Annotated in this window: 24 protein-coding genes; 13 read left to right on the forward strand and 11 right to left on the reverse strand. The window is 65.3% G+C overall.

Annotated features, from left to right (window positions below; translation table 11 throughout):
- Window positions 1–87: 87 nt before the first annotated feature.
- Window positions 88–759 (forward strand): peptide-methionine (S)-S-oxide reductase MsrA, encoded by a 672-nt coding sequence (gene msrA / locus J2R99_RS07205; protein WP_307153763.1) that lies wholly within the window; start codon window positions 88–90, stop codon window positions 757–759.
- A gap of 41 nt (window positions 760–800) precedes the next feature.
- Here the strand turns inward: msrA and J2R99_RS07210 are convergent, their stop codons facing one another.
- From J2R99_RS07210 to J2R99_RS07235, 6 genes are all read right to left on the reverse strand, one after another.
- Entirely contained in the window at window positions 801–1,127 is a 327-nt protein-coding gene (locus J2R99_RS07210) for a YnfA family protein (protein WP_370872290.1), read from the reverse strand.
- 112 nt (window positions 1,128–1,239) lie between these two features.
- Window positions 1,240–1,938: a rhomboid family intramembrane serine protease gene (locus J2R99_RS07215; protein WP_307153765.1), complete on the reverse strand. Its 699-nt coding sequence runs from the start codon at window positions 1,936–1,938 to the stop codon at window positions 1,240–1,242.
- Window positions 1,939–2,009: 71 nt separating this feature from the next.
- A complete protein-coding gene (locus J2R99_RS07220; RefSeq protein ID WP_307153766.1) occupies window positions 2,010–2,603 on the reverse strand; it encodes a cob(I)yrinic acid a,c-diamide adenosyltransferase in 594 nt (197 codons plus the stop codon).
- Window positions 2,604–2,828: 225 nt separating this feature from the next.
- Window positions 2,829–3,437, reverse strand: a complete 609-nt coding sequence (locus J2R99_RS07225) for an acyloxyacyl hydrolase (RefSeq protein ID WP_307153767.1) — start codon at window positions 3,435–3,437, stop codon at window positions 2,829–2,831.
- Between the two features lie 148 nt (window positions 3,438–3,585).
- A complete protein-coding gene (locus tag J2R99_RS07230; RefSeq protein WP_307153768.1) occupies window positions 3,586–3,765 on the reverse strand; it encodes a twin transmembrane helix small protein in 180 nt (59 codons plus the stop codon).
- A gap of 97 nt (window positions 3,766–3,862) precedes the next feature.
- Window positions 3,863–4,702: an SDR family NAD(P)-dependent oxidoreductase gene (locus tag J2R99_RS07235; protein ID WP_307153769.1), complete on the reverse strand. Its 840-nt coding sequence runs from the start codon at window positions 4,700–4,702 to the stop codon at window positions 3,863–3,865.
- A gap of 179 nt (window positions 4,703–4,881) precedes the next feature.
- Between J2R99_RS07235 and J2R99_RS07240 the strand changes: the two genes are divergently transcribed.
- Window positions 4,882–5,838 carry an AEC family transporter gene (locus J2R99_RS07240; RefSeq protein WP_307153770.1) on the forward strand — a complete coding sequence of 319 codons (957 nt, stop codon included), beginning with the start codon at window positions 4,882–4,884 and terminating at the stop codon, window positions 5,836–5,838.
- 3 nt (window positions 5,839–5,841) lie between these two features.
- On the opposite strand, the gene gluQRS is transcribed toward J2R99_RS07240, so the two are convergent.
- Both gluQRS and J2R99_RS07250 read right to left on the reverse strand, forming a co-directional pair.
- Entirely contained in the window at window positions 5,842–6,750 is a 909-nt protein-coding gene (gene gluQRS / locus J2R99_RS07245; protein ID WP_307153771.1) for a tRNA glutamyl-Q(34) synthetase GluQRS, read from the reverse strand.
- Window positions 6,734–7,666, reverse strand: coding sequence for a DMT family transporter (locus tag J2R99_RS07250; protein ID WP_307153772.1), 933 nt, complete (start codon window positions 7,664–7,666; stop codon window positions 6,734–6,736). Before J2R99_RS07250 ends, gluQRS begins: the two co-directional genes overlap by 17 nt.
- Window positions 7,667–7,838: 172 nt before the next feature.
- Between J2R99_RS07250 and J2R99_RS07255 the strand changes: the two genes are divergently transcribed.
- Window positions 7,839–8,633 (forward strand): creatininase family protein, encoded by a 795-nt coding sequence (locus J2R99_RS07255; protein WP_307153773.1) that lies wholly within the window; start codon window positions 7,839–7,841, stop codon window positions 8,631–8,633.
- Between the two features lie 93 nt (window positions 8,634–8,726).
- A complete protein-coding gene (locus tag J2R99_RS07260) occupies window positions 8,727–9,680 on the forward strand; it encodes an NAD(P)/FAD-dependent oxidoreductase (RefSeq protein ID WP_307153774.1) in 954 nt (317 codons plus the stop codon).
- 30 nt (window positions 9,681–9,710) lie between these two features.
- On the opposite strand, the gene J2R99_RS07265 is transcribed toward J2R99_RS07260, so the two are convergent.
- Window positions 9,711–10,790, reverse strand: a complete 1,080-nt coding sequence (locus tag J2R99_RS07265) for a Glu/Leu/Phe/Val family dehydrogenase (protein WP_307153775.1) — start codon at window positions 10,788–10,790, stop codon at window positions 9,711–9,713.
- A gap of 229 nt (window positions 10,791–11,019) precedes the next feature.
- On the opposite strand from J2R99_RS07265, the gene J2R99_RS07270 reads away from it, so the two are divergent.
- Together J2R99_RS07270 and J2R99_RS07275 are read left to right on the forward strand one after the other, a co-directional pair.
- Window positions 11,020–11,670 carry a DUF1007 family protein gene (locus tag J2R99_RS07270; protein ID WP_307153776.1) on the forward strand — a complete coding sequence of 217 codons (651 nt, stop codon included), beginning with the start codon at window positions 11,020–11,022 and terminating at the stop codon, window positions 11,668–11,670.
- Window positions 11,661–12,731: a nickel/cobalt transporter gene (locus J2R99_RS07275; protein ID WP_307153777.1), complete on the forward strand. Its 1,071-nt coding sequence runs from the start codon at window positions 11,661–11,663 to the stop codon at window positions 12,729–12,731. The genes J2R99_RS07270 and J2R99_RS07275 overlap by 10 nt, the downstream gene beginning before the upstream one ends.
- 18 nt (window positions 12,732–12,749) lie before the next feature.
- On the opposite strand, the gene J2R99_RS07280 is transcribed toward J2R99_RS07275, so the two are convergent.
- The gene (locus tag J2R99_RS07280; RefSeq protein WP_307153778.1) at window positions 12,750–13,529 is read right to left on the reverse strand and encodes a gamma-glutamyl-gamma-aminobutyrate hydrolase family protein; all 780 of its coding nucleotides are present in this window, start codon (window positions 13,527–13,529) and stop codon (window positions 12,750–12,752) included.
- Window positions 13,530–13,709: 180 nt separating this feature from the next.
- Between J2R99_RS07280 and J2R99_RS07285 the strand changes: the two genes are divergently transcribed.
- The 6 genes from J2R99_RS07285 (at window position 13,710) to J2R99_RS07310 (ending at window position 20,013) form a co-directional block, all read left to right on the forward strand.
- Window positions 13,710–14,801 carry a TRAP transporter substrate-binding protein gene (locus J2R99_RS07285; RefSeq protein WP_307153779.1) on the forward strand — a complete coding sequence of 364 codons (1,092 nt, stop codon included), beginning with the start codon at window positions 13,710–13,712 and terminating at the stop codon, window positions 14,799–14,801.
- Between the two features lie 147 nt (window positions 14,802–14,948).
- Entirely contained in the window at window positions 14,949–15,491 is a 543-nt protein-coding gene (locus J2R99_RS07290) for a TRAP transporter small permease subunit (RefSeq protein WP_307153780.1), read from the forward strand.
- Between the two features lie 51 nt (window positions 15,492–15,542).
- Window positions 15,543–17,159, forward strand: coding sequence for a TRAP transporter large permease (locus J2R99_RS07295; RefSeq protein ID WP_307153781.1), 1,617 nt, complete (start codon window positions 15,543–15,545; stop codon window positions 17,157–17,159).
- 27 nt (window positions 17,160–17,186) lie between these two features.
- The gene (locus J2R99_RS07300) at window positions 17,187–17,963 is read left to right on the forward strand and encodes an SDR family NAD(P)-dependent oxidoreductase (protein ID WP_307153782.1); all 777 of its coding nucleotides are present in this window, start codon (window positions 17,187–17,189) and stop codon (window positions 17,961–17,963) included.
- A gap of 72 nt (window positions 17,964–18,035) precedes the next feature.
- Window positions 18,036–18,224: a DUF3008 family protein gene (locus J2R99_RS07305; RefSeq protein ID WP_307153783.1), complete on the forward strand. Its 189-nt coding sequence runs from the start codon at window positions 18,036–18,038 to the stop codon at window positions 18,222–18,224.
- A 253-nt stretch (window positions 18,225–18,477) separates the two neighbouring features.
- The gene (locus J2R99_RS07310; protein ID WP_307153784.1) at window positions 18,478–20,013 is read left to right on the forward strand and encodes a putative bifunctional diguanylate cyclase/phosphodiesterase; all 1,536 of its coding nucleotides are present in this window, start codon (window positions 18,478–18,480) and stop codon (window positions 20,011–20,013) included.
- Window positions 20,014–20,105: 92 nt separating this feature from the next.
- Here the strand turns inward: J2R99_RS07310 and J2R99_RS07315 are convergent, their stop codons facing one another.
- The gene (locus J2R99_RS07315; protein ID WP_307153785.1) at window positions 20,106–20,333 is read right to left on the reverse strand and encodes a hypothetical protein; all 228 of its coding nucleotides are present in this window, start codon (window positions 20,331–20,333) and stop codon (window positions 20,106–20,108) included.
- Between the two features lie 384 nt (window positions 20,334–20,717).
- Here J2R99_RS07315 and J2R99_RS07320 point away from each other — a divergent pair, with 384 nt between their 5' ends.
- Window positions 20,718–21,983, forward strand: a complete 1,266-nt coding sequence (locus tag J2R99_RS07320; protein ID WP_307153786.1) for a glycosyltransferase family 87 protein — start codon at window positions 20,718–20,720, stop codon at window positions 21,981–21,983.
- Window positions 21,984–21,989 lie beyond the last annotated feature (6 nt).

Consider the following 21,989-nt stretch of genomic DNA (forward strand, 5'->3'; position numbering starts at 1 on the left):
CGTTCTCGCGTCAAAGCCGCGTGAGGCGCCTCGTCGCAGGCATCGAGTTGCACCATATCGGTGCGAAGACGCTCGTGAGGTTCTGCCATGAAAGCCATTCTTGCTGCAGCCGCAGCTTTCGCCATGCTCGCCCTCGCAAGCGCCGCCGGGGCGCAAGAGAAGGCGGGCCAGGCGCCGGGGGGCCAAGACACCGCCATTTTCGCCGGTGGCTGTTTCTGGTGTGTGGAGGCTGACTTCGACAAGGTGCCGGGGGTCAAGGAGACGATTTCCGGCTTCACCGGCGGTGAGCTGCGCAACCCGACCTATCATCAAGTCTCGGCCGGCGGGACGGGCCACAAAGAGGCGGTGAAGATCACCTACGATCCAAGTGTCGTCAGCTACGAAAAGCTTCTCGACGTCTTCTGGCATTCCGTCGACCCGACCGATGCGGGCGGGCAGTTCTGCGACCGCGGCGACAGCTACACGACGGCGATCTTTGCGCTTAACGACAAACAGCTTGCCGCGGCAAAGGCCTCTAAGACGGCGACCGAAAAAGAGCTCGGCCAGAAAATCGTGACGGAGATCGAGAAGGCCGGAGAGTTCTGGCCGGCCGAGGCGTATCACCAGAATTATTATCGAAGTGAGGATCGCATCCTGTCGCGCTTCGGCTATGTCACCAAGGCCTATGCCTATAAGGGCTATCGGGAAGGCTGCGGCCGCGACCAGCGGCTGAAGCAATTGTGGGGCTCAGACTATCTGCGCGGGATCAAGCAGAGCTGACGGACGCAGGCCAGTTCTTCGCAGGGCGTCTTCTGGTGGGTTTAGGGCGTCCGGGGACCGAGTAGGATGACGGCCGTGCCGAGAAGGCAGATCGCGGCCCCCGTCACATCCCAACGGTCGGGTCTCAACCCTTCGACGCTCCACAGCCAGAGGAGCGAGGCGGCGATATAGACGCCGCCATAGGCGGCATAAGCGCGCCCGGCCGCATCCGTCTCAACAAAGGTCAGCGCCGAGGCGAAGACGAGCAAAGCGACGAGGCCCGGCGCCAGCCACCAGACCGATCGGTCGAGCCGAAGCCAGGCCCAGAAGGCGAAGCAGCCGGCTATCTCGGCAATCGCCGCGACGACATAGGCGAGAGCGGTTTGCAAACGGGGCTCCATTGCGAATGGCTGTCGCTGTGCCATAGCCGATCGCGGCGGACAGGCCCAACACTCGGATAAGATGGGCGTGATCGACGGTGCCCGGGCGCCGCGGTTCTGCTCAGCGCGGCAGGTCGCGGTCGAAGAGGGGGACGCCGCGGCGGCGGAGCGGCACGACGAGAAGGGCGCCGAGGGCGAAGCCGCCGATATGCGCCCACCAGCCGATATTGCTCGATTCCGGTGTCGACATTGCGAGATTGGCGATCTGAAAGACGAGCCAGGCGCCGAGCACGAGGAAAGCGGGAAGGCGAAGGGGAATGCGGCCGAAGGCCAGGACCCAGAGTTTGACCTTCGGATGCAGGATCAGATAGCCGCCGACGATGGCCGCCACCGCGCCCGATGCGCCGATGAGGGGCGCCTCAGAGGCGGGATTGGCGAGGGTGTAGATGTAGCCCGAGCCCGCCGCGCCGAGGAGATAGAAGACGAGATAGCGCAGATGGCCGAGCGCATCCTCGATGTTGTCGCCGAAGATCCACAAGAACAGCATGTTGCCGCCGAGGTGGATGATGTTGCCGTGCAGGAAGGCATAGGTGAGGAAGCTCAGCTCTTCCGGGATCAGCACGAAGCTCGGCGGCAATTCGGCGATGTCGTTGACGACGGAGGGGATGAGGCCGAGCGAGATCGCGGCCATCAGCACGCGCGCCGCATCAAAGCCGCCGGTCAGGACAAAGCATGCCGCCGTGACCGCGATGATCGACCAGTTGACATAGGGCCGACGGATATAGCCGAGTGGATTGGCGTCGTGGAGCGGCAGGAACATCGTTTACGTCAAGCCTTCCGCGTCACGCTTTCTGTGCCGGGTCGTCTATGTCGGGTCGGGCGGCGATGCCGTCAGCGGTTCTTCCCCGGCACCCAGAGGATGTCGGTCTCGCCCTTGCCGTTCACCCAGCGGCTCGCCACGAAGAGAAAATCGGACAGCCGGTTCAGATATTCGATCACCGGGGCGCCGACCTTTTGCGGCTCGTGGCTCGCCAGGGAGACGGCGAGGCGTTCGGCGCGTCTGACGACGGTGCGGGCGAGATGGAGATGCGCGCCCGCCGTCGTGCCGCCCGGCAGGATGAAGGAACGCAGCGGCGACAGCTCCTTGTTGAGCCGGTCGATATCGTGTTCCAGGCGCTCCACCTGGGAGTGGAGGATGCGCAGCGGCTCGTATTCAAGCGGCGTGCCATCATCCGGGCAGGCGAGATCGGCGCCGAGATCGAAGAGGTCGTTCTGGATGCGCGCGAGCATACCGTCGACGGCCTCGATCGGCTCGCCGAGCGCGAGATCGAGGCTCGAGCGCACGACGCCCAAAATGGCGTTCGCCTCGTCGACGGTGCCGTAGGCTTCGACGCGCAGATCGTATTTCGGGCGCCGCTCGCCGGTGCCGAGCGCGGTGGTACCGTCATCGCCCTGGCGCGTGTAAATTTTGTTCAGGACGACCATCGGCTTCTCCGTTTTTCAGGCGAAGCCAAAGACTAGGGCAATTCGGAGAAGTTTGAAGCGCTTTCGACGGGAGAGTGCCGCAGCGTTTCGCCGGGCGAAATCACACTCCCGTCCCACTGTTTTTCCGAATGCCTTTCCGCGGACGTCTATTTGCCCATGCTTCCGACGGTCTTTGCAGGCCGCCGGGCACCGGCGCGGCCATGGCGGCCGCGGCCCGGGAAGAGGCTAGAACTTGTATCCCACCATCACGCCGGCATGGGTGAGGCCGTCATTGTCGTCGCAGAGGCCGGCATTCGAGGAATGGTCGATGCGGGCGATGACGCGCAGATGCTGGGTGACGTTGACGCCGATGCCGGCGCTTTCACGAAACAGCGCCGAGCAGCCGAGGCGGGCGCCGGTTTCCACGTGATCGGTGTTGCCGTCGTGGATGGTGCCGCCGAAGGTGCCTTCCAGGAAAATCCGGTTGGTCAGATTGTAGTCCCAGGTGAGGCCGGCATAGACCTGATTGGTGCCGCCCGAGGTGGTGACGGTGCCGCCGATATGCGGGCGCGGGCGCAACAGGAAATCGACGAAACGGTTGTCGAAGGGCGTCATCGGATTGCCGAAGAGGACTTCGCCGTTGAGGAAGACGCCTTCTTCCTCGTCGGTGAGGCGATGGCGATCATCGAGGAAACCGGTGGCGCCGATGCGCACTTCGTCGAAGAAATGATAGGTGCTGACCGGCTCGGCCGCATAATAGACGGGGTCGGCAGGCGCGGCCGGCAGATCCGCTGCCAGTGCCGCAGATGTTCCGAAGAGCGCAACCAATCCTGCGCCAAAGCTCAATAACCGCATCACAGCCCCGTGAAATTATCCCTTCGGCTTTAGCTTTGCCGAGCGGGCGCGGCAACGCCCTTTGCCGGAAAGGCGGCGAAACGCGGCCAAAGCTTCAGCGATTGTTGCCCCAAAGGCACGCTCGTCTCAGCTGGTGCTCGGCCAGATTTCAGCGGGTGCTGAGCCAGAGGCCCGCCATCAAAACGATGACGGCGAGAAGCTGCAAGCCGACGCGCCAGCGCATCAGGCTTTGCGAGCGATTGGGGCTGCCGCCGCGCAGCATGTTCCACAATCCGAGTACAAGCACGACGAGAACGGCAAGGACGGCGACCGGACCAAGATATTCCATGGTTTTCCTGCCTTGGCTGAGGACAAGTCATCCGCATTAAGCCAGCCACAGACGAGACGCAAATCTGAGAGGTGGCGGAAGCGGGCTGTCGTTTTTCCTAATTGGTGGCGCGCGTCGCGGCTTTGTGCAGCAACCGGCGCGGCAGAAGCCTCCGGCCGAAGGCGGCGATCCTGGTCTGGCGGGTGACGGCATAATGGGTTGCCGGATTGGGCGCCTCGCAGGCCTCGATCAGAACTTCGAGGACCGCTTCGGGCCCGAGCTGACCAAAGGTGTTGCCGCCCTTTTCCATGGAGGCGAGGCGGCGGCGGTAATAGGCGGCATGGACGGAGGCGTCGATGTCGACGTTGCGATGAAAGGCGGCGACAGCGTTTTCCGTCATGCGGCTTTCAATGGGGCCGGGCTCGATCGCCACGACCTCGATGCCGGTGTGGGCAAGTTCGATGCGCAAGGTGTCGGTGTAGCCTTCGAGTGCGAATTTCGAGGCGTTGTAGGCGCCGCGGAAGCCGAGCGCGACGAGGCCGAGGACGGAGGAATTCATGACGATGCGGCCGGTGTTCTGGCGGCGCATCACCGGGATCACCTGCCGGGTCAGCTCGTGCCAGCCGAAGAAATTGGCATCGAACTGGGCGCGCAGGACGGCAGAGGAGAGGTCTTCAAGGGCGCCCGGCTGCGAATAGGCGCCGTTGTTGAAGAGGGCGTCGAGGCGGCCCTCCGTGGCGGCGAGCACGGAGTTCAGGGCGGCTTCAATCGAGGCCTCGTCGGCATAGTCGAGATAGATGGCTTCGAGACCGTAGCGGGCGCCGGCTCCGCGCAGGGCCGCGAGATCCGCCTCATTGCGCGCCGTGGCGAAGACGCGCCAGCCGCGCCGCGCCATGCCGAGAGCGCAATGGCGGCCGATGCCGGAAGAGCAACCGGTGATCAAGATGCTGCGGGCCATGTGCGCCTGTCCTTTGGTCCCCCATGTCCGGGGTTCGTGAAATCGGGCTTTTCTCGGTCCTTGTCCGCGCTTCCTCCTAGGCAATCAAGTGGCGGCGGCTTAAGGCGGGAGGAGATCCGAAATCCGCCGCCCACAGCCGCCCACAGTGGCCGAAGCCGCCGCAACCGCCGCCAACGCCGATGTCCGACACCGCCAGCATCGTCCTCACCATTTTCGGCCTCATCGGGATCGGCTATCTCGCGGCGCGCTTCAAGCTCCTGAAGATGGAGACCGGCGGGGCGCTCGCCGATTTCGTCTTCACCATCGCCATTCCGCTCCTTCTGTTTCGCACGCTGGCGCATGCCGATTTCCACGGCCTGTCGCCGTGGCGGATCTGGATTGCGTATTTTGCGGGCGTGCTCGTCACCTGGACGGTGGCGCATGTGCTGGTGCGGCGGCTGTTCAAGCGCGACACGCGCTCAGGCGTCGTCGCGGGCGTGTCGGCGGCCTTCGCCAATACGGTTCTGATCGGCATTCCGCTGGCGCGCGCCACCTATGGCGATCCCGGCACGGTGGTCGTCCTCATTCTCGTCTCGGTGCATCTGCCGGTGATGATGGCGGCAAGCCTCGCCCTCAACAGCTGGGCGCGGCGGCGCGACGGGCTGGTCGCCGAGGTGGAGAGCAGCCGCGCCATGTGGGGGGCGTTCGCGCTCGAACTCATCCGCCATCCGCTCATCATCGGCATCATTCTGGGCGGCATCTGGCACGTTTTCCATCTGCCGATCCCGGGGCTCGCCGAAAAACTGATCGACAGCCTCGCCGACGTGGCGGGACCGGTGGCGCTTTTCGCCTGCGGCATGGGGCTCGCCCGCTACGGCATCGCCCGCAACATTCCGGCGGGTGCGGTTCTTGCCGGCATCAAACTTTTCTTCATGCCGCTCGTGGTTCTGCCGGTGGCGCTTCTCGTCGGGCTCGGCCCGGTGCCGACCTCCGCCCTGGTGCTGGTGGCGGCCTGTCCGACCGGCGTCAACGCCTTCCTCATCGCCACCCGCTTCGGCACGGGCGAGGCACTCGCCTCCAATACGACCCTGATCTCGACGGCCTTCGGGGTCGGCGGTGTCGCCTTCTGGCTGATGGTTTTGCGCGCCTTGACGTGAAGATCAGGCAACGGACGCGGCCGCCGGTGGGGCAAAGCCCAGGCTAAGGCGAATCTCGTCCGGGGTGGCGCCGGCCTCGCGCAGGTCGCCCAGCGCGGTCGAGCCGGCGGATTTTGCGAGCTTGCGGCCCTCCTTGTCGAGGATCAGCCGGTGATGGTGGTAGAGGGGCGCGGGCAGGCCGAGCAGCACCTGCAGGAGGCGGTGGACCGAGGTCGCCGCTTCGAGATCGGCCCCGCGCACGACATGGGTGACGCCCTGATAGGCGTCGTCGAGGGTGACGGCGAGATGATAGCTCGCCGGCACGTCCTTGCGCGCCAGAATGACGTCGCCCCAAGTGCTCGGATGGGCGCTCACGCGTGTCGTTTCTCCGGTCTCAAGATCGAGCTCCTGCCAGGCGAGCGGCTCAAGGCCGGCGAGAGCCCGGCGCATATCGAGGCGGAGCGCATAGGGGGCGCCGGTCGCGATCCTGTCGGCGCGCATTTGGCTCGACCAGTCGCGTTCGAGGCCCGGATAATGCGGGGCGCCATCGGGATCGCGCGGCCAGGTGTGGCCGGTCTTTTCCTTTTCAGAGATGGCGCCACGGATTTCCGAGCGGCTCAAAAACGCCGGGTAGAGAAGGCCGAGCCGATCCAAGGCGGCCAGCGCGCCGGCATAGGCCGGAAAGCGGTGGCTCTGGCACAGAACCGGCTGTTCGAAGGCGATGCCGAGCCAGGAGAGATCATCGAAGATCGCCTGGGTGAATTCCAGACGGGCGCGGGTGTAATCGATGTCCTCCATGCGCAGGAGGAGGCGGCCGTCTGCGGCCCCGGCGGCGCGCTCGTTGAGGAGCGCGCTATAGGCATGGCCGAGATGCAGATAGCCGTTCGGGCTCGGCGCGAACCGGAAGACGGGTTTTTCAGGCGCGCGGTTCAATCGAGGGAGGCGTCCTGGTGCGCCGTTCGCGATAGAGAATGAAAAGGCCGCTCAAGATGATAATCGCACCTCCCAGAACCGTCGAACGCGGCGGGATATCGCCGAATATGACGAAGCCGAGAGCGGTGATCCAGAGAATCTCGCTGTAGACGAAAGGCGCAAGCAGGGTGGCGGGCGCGAGCTCGTGCGCCTTGATCAACAGCCAGTGGCCGAGGCCGCCGAAAAAGCCGGTGGCGATGAGGAGACCCCAGAGAAAGGTGCTGGGAACGGTCTCCCATTGGGCGATGCCGAGCGGCGCGATGGCGAAGCTTGCAAGGATCGCCGGCATGACGATCATGCTCTGCGCGGTTTCGCGCCCGGCCATCTGGCGCGTCAGGATGACGTAGAGCGCGTTCGAGGTCGCAGCCCCGACCGAGAGAAGCATCGCCGGCTCAAACGCCCCCGGCACCGGCTGGATGATGATGAGCGCGCCGAGGAAGCCGACGACGACCGCCGCCCAACGCTGCGGCCCCGCCCATTCGCCGAGCATCGGCCCGGCAAGGGCCGTGACGATGAAGGGGCCGATGAAGAAGATGCTGACCGTCTGGGCGAGCTGAAGATGGCGCACGGCCAGGAAGTTGAACAAGGTCGAGCCGACGAGGCAGCAGGCGCGCGCCACCTGGAGCTTCTTGTTGCGCGGCAGACAGAGCGCCATGTCGCGCCAGGGCCGGAAGATGAGGAGCGTCAGGAGAAAATGCGTGAGAAAGCGCACCCAGACGATCTGCATCGCCGGCAGCCACTGACCGAGATATTTCGCCGTCGTGTCGAGACAGGCGAAGCAGAGAAAGGCGAGCATGATGAGAAGAAGCGCACGCAGGCGCGCCGCGGCGGCGCCTGCGCCGGCGCCTGCGCCGGCGTCTTCGGAGAGAGAGACCATTTCGCATGCAAAGGGCCTTCCAGGCCGGAAAGCAAGCTCTCATCGTTCTCTCACCTCTGGCCCTCATCTCTCGCCCTCATCGGTGGCGGCAGCGCTCCCTTGCGCAAAAGGCGTTGCAGAGCGGGCGTATTTGCTTTTCACATGGATGTGAGACGCGTTGGAGAGGCTTCCCATGTTGCGCCTTTGGCAGGATCTGACGAGCCCCGAACTCGCCCGATGCGATCCGGCGCGCACCGTGGCGATCCTGCCGATCGCGGCCACCGAGCAGCACGGGCCGCATCTGCCGCTCGGCACCGATTGTCACATCGCCGAAGGGCTTGCGGGGGAGCTCGCGAAGACACTCGATCACGACGTCGAAGCGCTGCTTCTTCCGACGATCGGCGTTGGCGCCTCGCTCGAACACATGTCCTTTGCCGGTACGCTGTCGCTTTCGGCGGCGCAGATGACGCAGATGATCGTGGCCATGGGCGAAGGGGTGGCGACGGCCGGCCTCAAGAAGCTCATTCTGATCAGCTCGCATGGTGGCAACAGCCCCTCGGCGGCGGCGGCCGTGCTCGAGCTTCGGGCGCGCCATGGGCTTCTCGCGGTGACGACGAGCTGGCGGCGTTTCGGCCTGCCGGCAGAGTTTGCCGACGATTCGGAGCGCGCCGTCGGCATTCACGGCGGCTTCGTGGAGACCGCGCTGATGCTGCATTTCAAGCCCGATCTCGTCCGGCATCTTTCGCTCGCCGATTTCCCGTCCCGGCAAAGCGGGCTCGCCGAGCGCTTTCGCCGTCTTCGCGCCTATGGCGATGTCGGCTATGGCTGGCTCGCAGAGGATCTCAATGCCGAGGGCGTCGTCGGCAATGCCGCTGCGGCGAGCGCCGAAGCGGGAGCCGCGATCGCCCGGCATCAGGCGCGGGGCATGGCCGAACTCGTTCATGAGGTGGTGGCTGTCGACATGCGAGAGTGTCTTGCCGAAGGCTGAGGCGCGACAGGGCTTTACGGCGGCCCGCAGCTTTGATTCAACCAGCGCCGGGCGCGTTTAGAGACGCTTTGAGAGAGGCGACGAGGAGGACATTTGAAGGACGCATCGATCGCCATCATCGGAGCCGGTCTCGCCGGTCTCGCCGCTGCCAGGCGTCTGCGCGAGGCGGGGCTCGACCCCATCCTGTTCGAAGCGGCCGGAAAATCCGGAGGGCGGCTTTCTTCAGAAGAGGTCGCCGGCGTGCCGGTCGATGCGGGCGCGGTCTATGTGACGGCCCGCGAAGAGCCGTTCAAATCGTTCATGCAGGAGGCGGTCTTCGCCGGCAAGGCGACCGGCTGGGCGCCGACCGGACGCGAGAGCGACGAGCCCTGGCTCATCGGCCTTCCGAGCATGGACGGCCTCACCGATTTCGCCGGAAAAGGGCTCGATATCCGCACGCATACCGCGGTTGAACGGATCGGCCGGGCGAGCGAAGGCTATCTCCTGCAAAGCAATGCCGCGCCGATCGGGCCGTTCGATGCGGTGATCGTGGCGCTTCCCGCCTCGGCCGCCGAACCATTGCTTCATGCCCACGGCAAGCCTTTCGACCGCCTGTCGGAGGTGGTGATGCGCCCGGCGATCGCCGGGCTCTTCGTCTTCGACGGCGCCGTGCCGATCACGGCCGATTGGACGTCGCGGCGCGGCGATTTGAGCGCCGCCATCCGCAACAGCTCGAAAGCCGGCCGCGGCGACACGGAAAGTTTTGTCGTGCATGCGGCGGCGGATTTTTCCGATGCGCATTTCGGCGAGCGCGAAGACGAGCTGTCGGAGCGGCTGCTCGAGCTTCTCGGCGCCGAGGCCGACGGACCTCTGCCGCCCTTGATGGCCCGCAAAATCCGGCGCTGGCGCCAGGCGCTCGTCGCGGTGCCCGCCGGCGAAACCTGTCTCGTCGGGGCGAAAGGGCGGCTTGTCGCCTGCGGCGACTGGTGCATTGCCGCACGTTCGGAGGCGGCGTTCATCTCCGGCACCGCTGCGGCGGAAGCCGTCATCGCGTCATTGTCGGATTAGGGTTCCGACACCTCCCGCCGCGTCGGTGCGTCAGGCGGCCTGAGAGCGCCGCTTGACGGCGGTCAGCCGCTCTTCGGCAAGCCGATCGGCGATCGCGGCCGTCGTCGTCTTCTCTTCCGCGGCAAGCGCAAAGATCGCTGCAAGCGTTGCGCCGATCGCTTCCACCTTGTCGCGCATCTCCGTCTGCGAGCGGCCGGCGCCGGCCAGGGCAAGCGCCACGACGCCGCCGGCATTGATGGCGTAATCCGGCGCATAGAGAATGCCGCGCTCACGCAGGCGCCCGGCATCGTCCGACTCGGCGAGCTGGTTGTTGGCGGCGCCCGCCACGATGGCGGCGCGGATCTGCGGAATGGTGATGGCGTTGAGCCCGGCGCCGAGGGCGCAGGGGGCGAAGAGATCGACCGGCGCAGCATGGATTTCCGCCACTGGCACGGCAAGCGCGCCCCAGGCCTCTTCGGCGCGCGCCAGGGCTTTCGCATCAATGTCGGAGACGAGAAGATCGGCACCGGCCTCGTGCAGCTTTTCCGCGAGGTGCCAGCCGACATGGCCGAGCCCCTGGACCGCGACGCGGATGCCTTCCAGCGAGCTCGAGCCGAAACGGTATTCGACAGCGGCGAGAATGCCGTGAAAGACGCCGAGCGCCGTATAGGGCGAGGGATCGGCCACGCCCGAGGCCGGCGTGCCGCGGACATGCTTCGTCGCGCGCGCCACATCGGCCATGTCGGCGGGGGTGGTGCCGACATCTTCCGCCGTGATGTAGCGGCCGGCGAGCTCTTCGATCGCGGCGCCGAAGGCCTGAAAAAGCGCCGGGGTCTTGGGCGCGCCGGGGGCGAGAATGATGACGGCCTTGCCGCCGCCGAGATTGAGCCCCGCGAGCGCGTTCTTGTAGGTCATGCCGCGCGACAGGCGCAGAACATCCTCAAGGGCCGCGCCTTCGTCGGCGTAACGCCAGACGCGGCAGCCGCCGAGAGAGGGGCCGAGCGTGGTGTCGTGAATGGCGATGTAGCCGGCAAGGCCCGTCGCCTCGTCTTCTATGCGCACCACTTCTTCGTGTCCTTCGAAGGCGGGATGGCTTGCGAGCTCGGCTTCCGACAAGGCGATGACGGGCATGGCTCAGGTCCTCTTCCTCTTTGGGGTGTTTCCTCTTCGGGCAGAGATAGGCCGGAGGCGCGAAAGCTTCTGGCTGGAGGAGCGCTGAAAAGCCGCATCAGGAGGGGCAAATGACTTTCTGCCGCGACGTCGTGCGAAAGATTATTCCGCCGTGCTGTCGCCGCACTTGTGGGAGAAAGCGCCTTTGCGTCCGCCGAATCGGCCGGATGCGATGACCGGAGACTGCCCGATGGCGCGCCGATTGCTTCCGCTCTTCGTTCTGGCCCTCGCGCTCTTGCCAGGGGCGGCGCTGGCACATCCGCATGTGTGGGTGGATGTCGCCTCCGAAGTCTCCTTCGACAAAAGCGGGCGCATCGTCGGCATCCGCCACCATTGGCGCTTCGACGAGGCGTTTTCCGCCTATGCGACGCAGGGGCTCGACGCCGACGGCGACGGCAAATTGTCGGCCGAAGAGCTGAGGCCGCTCGCCGAGATCAACGTCACATCGCTTGCGGATTATGGCTTCTTCACTGAGCTCACGGCCGGCGGCGAGCCGGTCGCACTCGGCGATCCCGTCGATTACTGGCTGCAGCCGAGCGGCAAGCGGCTCATTCTGCACTTCACCCTGCCGCTCAAGGAGCCGATCGCGGCAACGGCGCCTGTCGAGCTCGTCGTCTCCGATCCGGAATATTTCGTCGCCTTTTCGCTGCCGTCGAAAGAGGCCGTGCGGCTTGCCGATGCGCCGGCCTCGTGCAAGCTCGAGGTAACGCTCGGCGAGGAACCGGACGCGACGGCGGCGGCGATGCTGGCGACGATCGGCGCGGATCAGCGCGAGCTTCCCGCGGAATTCAAGAGCCTGACGGCCGGCACCGAGAATGCCGCCATGATCACATGTCCCTGATGCGGCGGGAGGGGGGCGTTCGGCTTTGGACGCTTGTCGCGCTTCCGCTGCTTGCCGCCTTGTTTGTTCTCCTCGCTTGCGGTGCCGAGGCCGCGACATCGCCCTTCGGCGTCGGTCTGCCGGGCGAGGGCGGCGGGGCGGGGCTCGTGCCGATGATCGCCGCCTTGCAGAAGGGGTTCTACCGCGAATTGACGGCGACCTTGTCGCGGCTCGCCTCCGACGGGTCGGCCTTCTGGTGGCTCGGCAGCGTCTCCTTCATCTACGGCATCGTGCATGCGGCCGGACCCGGCCACGGCAAGGTGGTGATCTCGTCCTATATCCTCGCCAACGAGAAGACGGCGCGGCGCGGGGTTCTGATCGCCTTCCTGGCGGCGTTCCTGCAGGCGGTCGTGGCGGTGGCGCTGATCGGCGCGCTTGCGGCAGTTCTGGGGCTGACGAGCTTTGCCATCACCGATACGGCGCGCGCCTTTGAGATCGGCAGCTATGGGCTCGTTCTGGCGCTCGGTCTCTTCCTGCTGTGGCGCAAATCACGGCGGCTTTTCGCGCGGCTGCGGTTGCGTCCGGGCCTTCGTCACGCGGGCGCCGACCTCGCGCCGGCTGCGGCCGGGGCGCATGGGCATGACGTGCATCTGAGCGAGACGCATGTTCATGACGGGCATACGCATGCGCACGGGCACGATCATCATCATGACCATGGCGCGTGTTGCGGGCATGTGCCGGATGCGGCGCTGGTGGAGAAGAGCCGGGGACTTGCAGGCGCTGCCGCGGCAGTCGTCTCCGTCGGCCTCAGACCGTGTTCGGGCGCCCTCATCGTCCTCGTCTTCGCCCTGTCGCAGAAGATCTTCTGGGCCGGGGTCGCGGCGACGTTTTTGATGGCGCTCGGGACCGGGCTCACGGTCGCGGTCCTTGCTGCGCTCGCCGTCGGCGCCAAGGGCGTGGCGGCCAGGCTTCTTCGGACGCGGCCCGGCGCCGGCGCGGCCTTCGTCTCGCTGCTCGAATGGGGCGGGGCGCTCGCGATCACCGCGCTCGGCGGACTTCTGCTGGCGGGGGCTCTCGCCTAGGCTTCTGCCGCCGCCCGGTCAGGTATCCTGTTCGGCGGCGATTTTCGCCTTGGCTTCCTGATGCTGGCGGATCGCCTCCGAGAACGCGGCAAAGATCGCCCGCGAGGGCGGATCGCTCTCCGCCCAGTATTCCGGATGCCATTGCACACCGAAGGCGAAGCTCGCCGCATCGGAGACGCGCACGGCCTCGATGGTGCCGTCATCGGCGGTCGCTTCCACGACGAGGCCGCGGCCGAGCCGGTCGACGCCCTGGCGGTGGACGGAATTCACGCGGATGCGGTGGTTTCCGACGATCGCGGCGAGACGGCTGTCCTGCGCGAAGGTGACGTCGTGGGCGAGCGCGAAACGCTGATCCGGTTCGTCCGCCTGCGAGCGATGGTCGAAGCGGCCCTCGATCTCCTGGATTTCCGACAAGAGCGCTCCGCCGAGCGCGACATTCAGCTCCTGAAAACCGCGGCAGACGGCGAGAAGCGGCAGGCCGCGCTGCAGGACGAGGCGGATCAGGGGGAGCGTCGTCGCATCGCGCGAGGGATCGAACGGTCCGTGCTTCTCCTCCGGCGTCACGCCATAGCGATCCGGATGCACGTTGGAACGCGAGCCGGTGACGAGGACGCCGTCGGCCATCTCCACGGCGGCATCGAGATCGATGCGGTCGGCCATGGAGGGAAGGATGAGCGGCACCGCGCCGATGCTGGTGATGGCTCTCAGATAGGTTTCGGCCACGGAATGCCAGACATAGCCGTCGGCGGGACGGACATCGGCGGTGACGAGAATGATGGGGGTGTTTCTGCTGCGCATCGTGGCAGGCATCCTAATGCGGTCGGCGGGCAAAAGTCAGCCCGTCTTGTCGCGTCACGTGCAGCCTTTCTCAATCGGTTGATTGCCGCTTCGCCGCAGAGGGCCGCGCTGGACAGAGTTTGGCGAAAATGCAAGTTTTCCCGCCCGCTTAAGAAGACGACCCCAGGGAGGAAACAGAGCATGGATCGTCGCTCGTTTTTGAAGACGGCCGGGCTTGGCACCGGTGCGGCCGCGGCCACCAGCCTTGCCACGCCAGCGCTGTCGCAAAACCGTATCCAGATCACGTGCGTCACTTCCTGGCCGAAGAATTTTCCGGGCATCGGCGAGGCGCCGGAACGGTTCGCCACCCTGATCGAGGGGGCAACCGACGGGCGCATCACCATGAAGGTCTATGGCGGCGGCGAGCTCGTCCCGCCCTTGAAGTGCAACGACGCCGTGCAGGAAGGTACGGCGCAGATGTACCATTCGGCCGATTATTACTATCAAGGCAAGCTCACCGGCTATTCCTTCTTCTGCGCCGTGCCCTTCGGCTTCATGCCGGCGGAGATCGACGCCTGGATCCAGAAGGGCGGCGGCCAGGAATTGTGGGACGAGGTCGGCGGCCAGTTCGGCATCAAGCATCTGCCGGGCGGCAATTCCGGCTCCCAGATGGGCGGCTGGTTCAACAAAAAGATGCAGACCGTCGACGATTTCAAAGGCCTGAAGATGCGCATTCCGGGCTTCGGCGGCGACGTCATCACGGCGCTCGGCGGGACCTCGGTGACGCTTGCGGGCTCGGAAATCCTGCCGGCGCTGCAATCGGGCACGATCGACGCGACGGAATGGGTGGGGCCGTGGAACGACCTCGCCTTCGGGCTCTACAAGGTCGCCAAGAACTATCATTACCCGGGCTTCCACGAGCCGGGCTCGCTTTTGAGCTTCGGGATTTCGCGTCCGTTCTGGGACGGGCTTTCGGAAAGCGACCAGACGCTGATGACGGCGATCGCCTATGCCGTCAACAACGAGACTTTGTCCTCTTACAACACCAATAACGGCCAGGCGCTGAAGACGCTCGTCAACGATCACGGCGTGGAACTCGTCGAGTTCTCCGACGACATCTACCGCGAATTCGGCAAGGCGGCGAAAGACGTTCTCGACAAGGCCGGCAATTCCGACCCGCTGACCAAGAAGGTCTACGAGGCGTTCCTGGATTTCCGTGCCAAGGCGATCGACTGGACGAAGATTTCCGACCAGAGTTACGCCAACAAGCGGGCGCTGACGCCTTTCGTGTAAGTCTTCTGTCGCAAATGATGCGACCTGACGCCGAAGCGCGTTCGAACGCGTGATTTCTGGGGCGGGGTCACCCGCCCCTTTTCGGTTTTATGCGCAGGGCTTAGACGGATGCGGCGGCGCGCTTGCGGCGCCGATAGGGGAGAGAGCGTGAAAGCCATTATCGCCGTGATCGACGGTCTCAACTACCGCATCGGCCGCGCCGTCATGTGGCTCGCCGTCCTGACGGCGCTCGTGCAATTTGCGACCGTCATCCTGCGCTACGTCTTCTCCATCGGCTTCATCCCGATGCAGGAATCGATCTGGTACATGCATGCGATCCTGTTCATGACCGGAGCCGGCTTCACGCTCCTGCAGGACGGGCATGTGCGCGTCGACGTCCTCTACCGCGAGGCATCACCCCGCAAAAAGGCGCTCGTCGATCTCTTCGGCGCGCTGTTTCTGCTCCTGCCGGTGTGCGTGGCGGCCTTCTGGCTGTCGCTCGGCTATGTCAGCAATTCCTGGCGCATCCTGGAACGTTCGACCGAAGTGAGCGGCCTGCCGCTCATCTTCGCCTTGAAGACGTTTATCTGGGTTTTCGCCGTTCTCGTCGGGCTGCAGGGCGTGGCGATGGCGCTGCGGGCCGTCATCGCGCTCAAGGAGCATGACGACAACTATACGGCGGCCGGAATTGTGCGCGACAGCGTCCATTAATTCACGCAACCAAACGGGCCTCGTCCGCAGAACGGGCGATCGGCAAAGTTCATGATCGACCCGCTCCTTCTTTGTCTCTTGATGTTCGTGGCGGCCTGCGGGCTTTTGACGGCGGGCTTTCCCGTCGCCTTCACGCTCGCCGGAACGGCTCTCGGATTCGCCCTCATCGGCTCCGCCTTCGACGTCTTTTCGCTGTCGCTTCTGACGGCCTTCCCGCAGTCGATCTTCGGTACGATGACCAACGAAACCCTCGTTGCCGTGCCGCTCTTCGTCTTCATGGGGGTGATGCTGGAGCGATCGCGGATCGCGGAAGAGCTCCTCGACAATATGGGGCGGCTGTTCGGGTCGGTGCCGGGCGGTCTCGCATTTTCGGTGTGTATCGTCGGCGCGCTTCTCGCCGCCTCCACCGGCATCGTCGGCGCGACCGTCGTCACGATGGGGCTGATGTCGCTGCCGACGATGGTGAAGCGCGGCTACAACAAGCGCCTCGCCTGCGGCACGATCGCGGCGTCGGGCACGCTCGGGCAGATCATCCCGCCCTCGATCGTGCTCGTGCTTTTGGGCGACCAGCTCTCCGTCGCCTATCAGAACGCGCAGTTCTCGATGGGGATCTTCGCGCCCGACACGGTGTCGGTGAACGATCTCTTCGCCGGGGCGCTGCTGCCGGGGTTTATGCTCGTCGGCCTTTATATCGTCTATCAGATCATCTACGTCATTCTCCATCCGGCCGAAGCTCCTGCGATCCCGCATGAGGAGCTCGGCGAGCTTTCCGGCTTCGCCTTCTGGGGGCAGGTCATCCATGCGCTCGCCCCGCCGGTCCTGTTGATCGTCGCCGTGCTCGGCTCGATCCTGATCGGCCTTGCGTCTCCGACGGAGGCGGCGGGCGTCGGCGCGATCGGCGCGACGATGCTGGCCGGCTACAAGCGCGACGAGCGGCGCGCCGGGCCGATCCTGATCGGCGTTGTGTGCATGGCCGGACTTCTCATGCTCACCTTTCTCTACGATCTGCGCTCGCAAAGAAGCGTCGTCTCGGTGGAGGAATGGGTGGCGATCGGCGCGGCCGTCGTCCTCACCCTCGGCCTTGCCTGGGGCGTGGCGGTGGCGCTCTGGCGCACCTTCACCTGGCGCGATCAAAACCGCGAACGGGTGCTCGCGGCCGTGTGCCAGTCGACGATGGCGATTTCCGCGATGGTCTTCACCATCATCATCGGCGCGCGCATGTTCTCGATCGTCTTCATCGGTCTCGGCGGGGCCGATTTCATCGAGGAGTTCTTGACCGCGCTGCCGGGCGGCACGCTCGCGGCGATCCTTCTCGTCATGCTCGTCATGTTCCTGATGGGCTTCTTTCTGGATTTCCTGGAAATCGTCTTCATCGTCGTGCCGATCGTGGCGCCGATCCTCCTGCAGATGGAGATGCCGGGCGGCGGCACGATGAACCCGGTCTGGCTCGGCATCATGATGGCGGTCAATCTGCAGACATCGTTCCTGACGCCGCCCTTCGGCTTCGCGCTCTTCTATCTCAGAGGCGTGGCACCGCCCGATATCCGCACCACCGACATCTATCGCGGGATCGTGCCCTTCGTGATCATCCAGGTCTTCGCGCTCGTTCTGTTGTGGTTCCTGCCGGATGTGGCAACCTGGCTGCCGCTCAAGCTCTACGGGAATTAGAGCGCTCCATCGCTCAAGGGGGAACAGATGCGCGCGGCCGAGCTCTTCGATCTCAACGGACAGGTGGCGCTCGTCACCGGCGCCTCCTCAGGGCTTGGTCGGCGCTTTGCGCATGTGCTCGCGGCAAACGGCGCAAAGGTGGTGCTGGCGGCGCGGCGCAGGGAGAAGCTCGAAGAGCTGGTGCGTGAGATCGAAGGCGAGGGCGGCTCGGCGCTCGCCGTCGCCTCTGACGTCACGGATAAGGCGAGCGTGGCGGCCGCCTTCGATGCGGCCGAGGCGCGCTTCGGGACCGTCACGATCCTCATCAACAATGCCGGCATCGCGCCGGCGGGTCCCGCCATCTCGCTTCAGGACGATCTCTGGCGGCAGGTGATGGCGACCAATCTCGACGCGGCGTTCTTCGTGGCGCAGGCGGCCGCAGAGCGCATGGCGAAGGCGGAGACCGGCGGCGCCATCGTCAACATCGCCTCCGTCCTCGGCTTTGCCGTCTCGAAAGGGACGGCGCCTTATGCGACCTCGAAAGCAGCGCTCATCCATCTCACCAAGGCGCTGGCGCTCGAATGGGCGCGCTATCGGATTCGCGTCAATGCGATCGCGCCGGGCTGGTTTCTGACGGAGATCAACCGGGATTTCCTGGAGAGCACGGCGGGCGAGGCGATCGTCAAACACAATCCGATGCGCCGCTTCGGCGAGGAGGGCGATCTCGACGGGGCGCTGCTTTATCTCGCGTCACGGGCCAGCGCCTATGTGAGCGGCACGACGGTGACGGTCGATGGCGGGCAAGTGCTTGCGGGCGGAGGATAATTCGGTTTCGGCTGGGTGAACCATCGAGCCCGCATGAACGTTTCCTGGACAGCCTCGTCAGGAGATGCAGCCATGCCAGCCAAATCGAAAGCCCAGCAAAAGGCCGCCGGGGCGGCGCTTTCCGCCAAGCGCGGCGAGACCAGGAAATCCGATCTCAAAGGCGCCTCGAAGTCGATGTACGAGTCCATGGATGAAAAGGAGCTCGAGGATTTCGCCAAAGGCGGCCGCAAGGGCAAGCCGGAGCACGCATCCAAGAGCTGAGCGCCCGCGCCGGCCTGGCGCGGCGCCGATCACCGCCGTGCGGGTGCCGCGGGGTCGTGAGCCTGCGACGCGCGCAAGATTCAGAAGCGGCAAAGCTTTTTATGCGATATACACGCATAGATTGAAGAATCTGTGGCGGGGCTTGATTGTTGTTGGAAAAGCGCAACTTTGAGGTCTTATGCAGCGTATCAAGTTTCGCTCCGAGCAAAGGCCAACCCCCACCGATTCTCAGGAGCTACACCGGAGCAGGGTCGTGATCCGAACCCTTCTGATCATCGCTGCGGCTGCGGTTGTCGGCTATGCCTTCAGCCTCAGTCTGGATTTCTTCGAGGCGCTGTACGATTTCAGTCGCCACCACGAATCCTGGCAGCTCGACGAAATTTTCGGGACGGCCGTCATCATGACGGTCATCCTGCTCGGCGTTGCGATCTGGCGGGTCGTCCAGCTGCGCCAGGAGATGGCGGCCAAGGATACGGCCCAGCGCGAGGCGCAGCGCCTTGCACGGCACGACGTCTTGACCGGGCTCCCCAACCGCCGGCGGCTGTTTGAGATTTTCGACAATCATGTGATCACCGCGCGGGATGCAGGGCGGCGGCTGGCCGTGCTGATCATCGATCTCGATCGGTTCAAGCCCGTCAACGACCTGCATGGGCACCAGATGGGCGACGAGGTTCTGTGCGTCGTCGCCGACCGGCTGACGCGGCTTGCGGCCGGCAGGGGTGTGGTGGCACGCTTCGGCGGCGACGAATTCGCCGCCCTTCTGGAGTATCAGGAGGACACCGACGAGCTCTTGCGGATCGTCCACAAGATCGTCCACGAACTGGCTCTGCCGATCCGCGTCAGGGGCCTACATCTGCGCATCGGGGCGAGCGTCGGCGTGGCGCTCTATCCCGACGACGGAGAAGCCGCTGACGTGCTCCTACGCAACGCCGACATCGCCATGTACCACGTCAAAGCGGAAGACCGCGGCAGCTTCCATTTCTTCAAGGCGGGGATGGATTCCGCCCTCCTGGAGCGCATCGAGCTCGAGCAGCAAATGGACGAGGCGCTGGTGAAGCGCGAGATCGTCCCCTACCTGCAGCCCGTCGTCGATCTCAAAACGGGCGGGATCGTCGGTTTCGAGATGCTGGCACGGTGGCTGCATCCGCAGAAGGGCGTGCTGTTGCCGGACCGGTTCATCGCCATGGCGGAGGACAGCGGCAAGCTGACCCGCATGACGCTTGCGCTTTTGGAGCAGGCGATGGAAGCGGCGGCCTCCTGGCCGTCGAGCTTCACCTTATCGATCAACCTTGCCCCCGTGCAGCTTGTGGATCCGGCCCTGCCGAGTCAGCTTCTCGACGTCCTGGCGCGCGCCGGCTTTGCGCCGCACCGGCTGGAGGTGGAGCTGACGGAAACGGCGCTGGTGGAGCGCATGGACGAGTTGAAGGTCGTGCTTGCAGCGCTGCGCAAGGCCGGGATCCGCGTCGCGCTCGACGATTTCGGCACGGGCTATTCCGGCCTCTATCATCTGCGCGAATTGCATCTCGACACGCTCAAGATCGACCGCTCCTTCATCGCCGGCATGCTGGAGAGCGAAGACCGGCAGGCGATCGTGGAAGCGGTTCTGCATCTCAGCCAGGCGCTCGGCATCGACACCACGGCAGAGGGCATAGAGGACCTGGCGCTCGGCGAGAAGCTCGCCGAGCTCGGATGCCAACTCGGTCAGGGGTTCTATTACAGCGAGCCGCTGCCGTTGGAGGCTGTCGACGACCTCATCGGCCGCCACTGGCCGGTGCGCGCAAGCGCCTGAGGGCTAATGCCATCGAGGAGTGTCGGCCGCGAGGAACGTTGCCCGGGAGGATTGTTGCCCCTGGCGGACGGTCGCAGGCGCGCGCTTTCGGCTCAGCTGTAGAAGATGCCCAGGATCTGGAGGAAGGCGCCGAGAACGAGGATCACGATGCCGAATTCGCCGGCGCGGCGAATGTTCTGCAGGATCGCACGCTCTTCGTCGTTTTGCGGCGGGCGAGGCTCCGGCATGCCGGGCTTCTGCGCCTGAAAGCCGACGCCGTAGCGCATGACGAGAAGAATACCGACCAGGTTGAAGATCACCCCGAAAAAGGTGAGGACCATCTCAATCTCCCATGTTCCAGGCGACCCGCGGTGTCGCTGGATTGCCAACCGAGGCTCCGGGCCGCAAGCAGGGCTCGCGACCGGCAGCAGAAAGGGGGCGCATCCCTTAGGCATCGGTTGCTGCAGAGACGATCTCTCGCTCTGCAAACGCAGCGACGCCGTATCGGCGAGCCCCCTCATGGCCATGCGACAGCCCCATGGCCGGAGTGTCAACCTAGCCTGACTCGTAAGGCGGTGGCAGCGGACAGTTTGTCTCTGCCTTTTGCGCTCGGTCTTCGTCTCTCGCCCGGCGAGCCGATAGGCCGATCTTAACGGCCGGCCCGCATAAGGGCCACGCGCGCTTCACGGCGCGTTCTGGGGGATTGAGGGTTTCGGAGGGGCGGGATGAACGGCGGTCAGAGGCCGGCATGGCGCGAGATCAGCGCTCGCTATCGTCGCTACCAGCCTGTCATTCTCGGGCTGCTTGCCGCGGCGACGCTCGGAAGGGCCTATCGGTTTTCTGTTGCCGCAGAGGCGGATGGACCGGCTCGCCTCGTCGATTTCGACATGTTCCACATGGTCGCACGCCTGATCTGGGCGGGCCGGCTGGAAGACGCGTACCGTTTCGACAGCCTCTGGCCGCTTCTCAAAGCACGCGGCGGGCTCGATTTCATGACCTGGGCCTATCCGCCGCCCTTCGACATCGTCGTGGCGCCGCTCGGGCTCTTGCCGGCCGGCGCCGCCTATCTCGTCTTCGTGGGCGGCACGCTCGCGCTCTATCTCTTCGCGCTCAAGCGGCTGGCGGGCGAAAACTTCGCTCTGGTGGCGATCGCGATCTTTCCGGCCTTTGCGATCGGTATCAGCGGCGGCCAGAACGGCTTTCTGACGGGGGCGCTGATTGCTCTCGCCTGCCTCGGCTTTGAAAAGCGGCGATGGCAGGCGGGGGTGCCGCTGGGGCTGATGATCATCAAGCCGCATCTTGCCGCGGGCCTTGCGGTCCGGACGCTTCTTGCCCGCCGCTTCGGGGCGGTGGTCGCCGCAGCTTGCACCGTCGTTGCGGCCTGTCTTGCCGCCACGCTTTGTTTCGGTGTCGGTATCTGGGCGGCTTTTCTGGAGGCGACAAAGGAGACCGGGGTCTTTCTCAAAGAGGGGTTCTTTCCCCTGCACCGGATGGTGTCGATCTATGCGACGTTGCGCAGTTTCGGGCTCGGTGTCGTGCCGGCCTTTGCGGCGCAGGGAGCGGTGGCGCTCGTCGCGCTTGCCGCGATCGTGCGCGTGACGTTCGGGGCCTTCACCTTGCGCCAGAGCCTCGGTGTGACGGCGGTCGCCTCGCTCCTCATCACCCCTTACGCCTATGATTACGATCTCAGCCTGCTCGGGGTCGGCCTGGCGCTGCTTCTGCCCGATCTCCTGAGCAAAGCGGGGAAGACCGCCCTCGGCGCGCTGTTTTCGCTCAGCTTCATCACCTGCGGTTACTGGCTCGTCGAGGCGGTCCCGCAATTGCTGGCGACGGAGGCTGACTTTGCGGATGCCGGCACGCTTCCGGCCTTGGCCGGCCTCACGCTGCTGGCGCTCTTTGCGTTGATCTGGTGGCTGACGGAGCGTTCACGCGCGGCAGAGGCGGCGCACCAAGCCGCTGCGGCCAATCCGGCGGCGGGGGCAGAGGCTTGAATTTTC

Origin of the sequence: Rhodopseudomonas julia, from assembly GCF_030813515.1 — a bacterium.
In the GTDB taxonomy this organism is placed as follows: Bacteria; Pseudomonadota; Alphaproteobacteria; order Rhizobiales; family Afifellaceae; genus Afifella; species Afifella julia.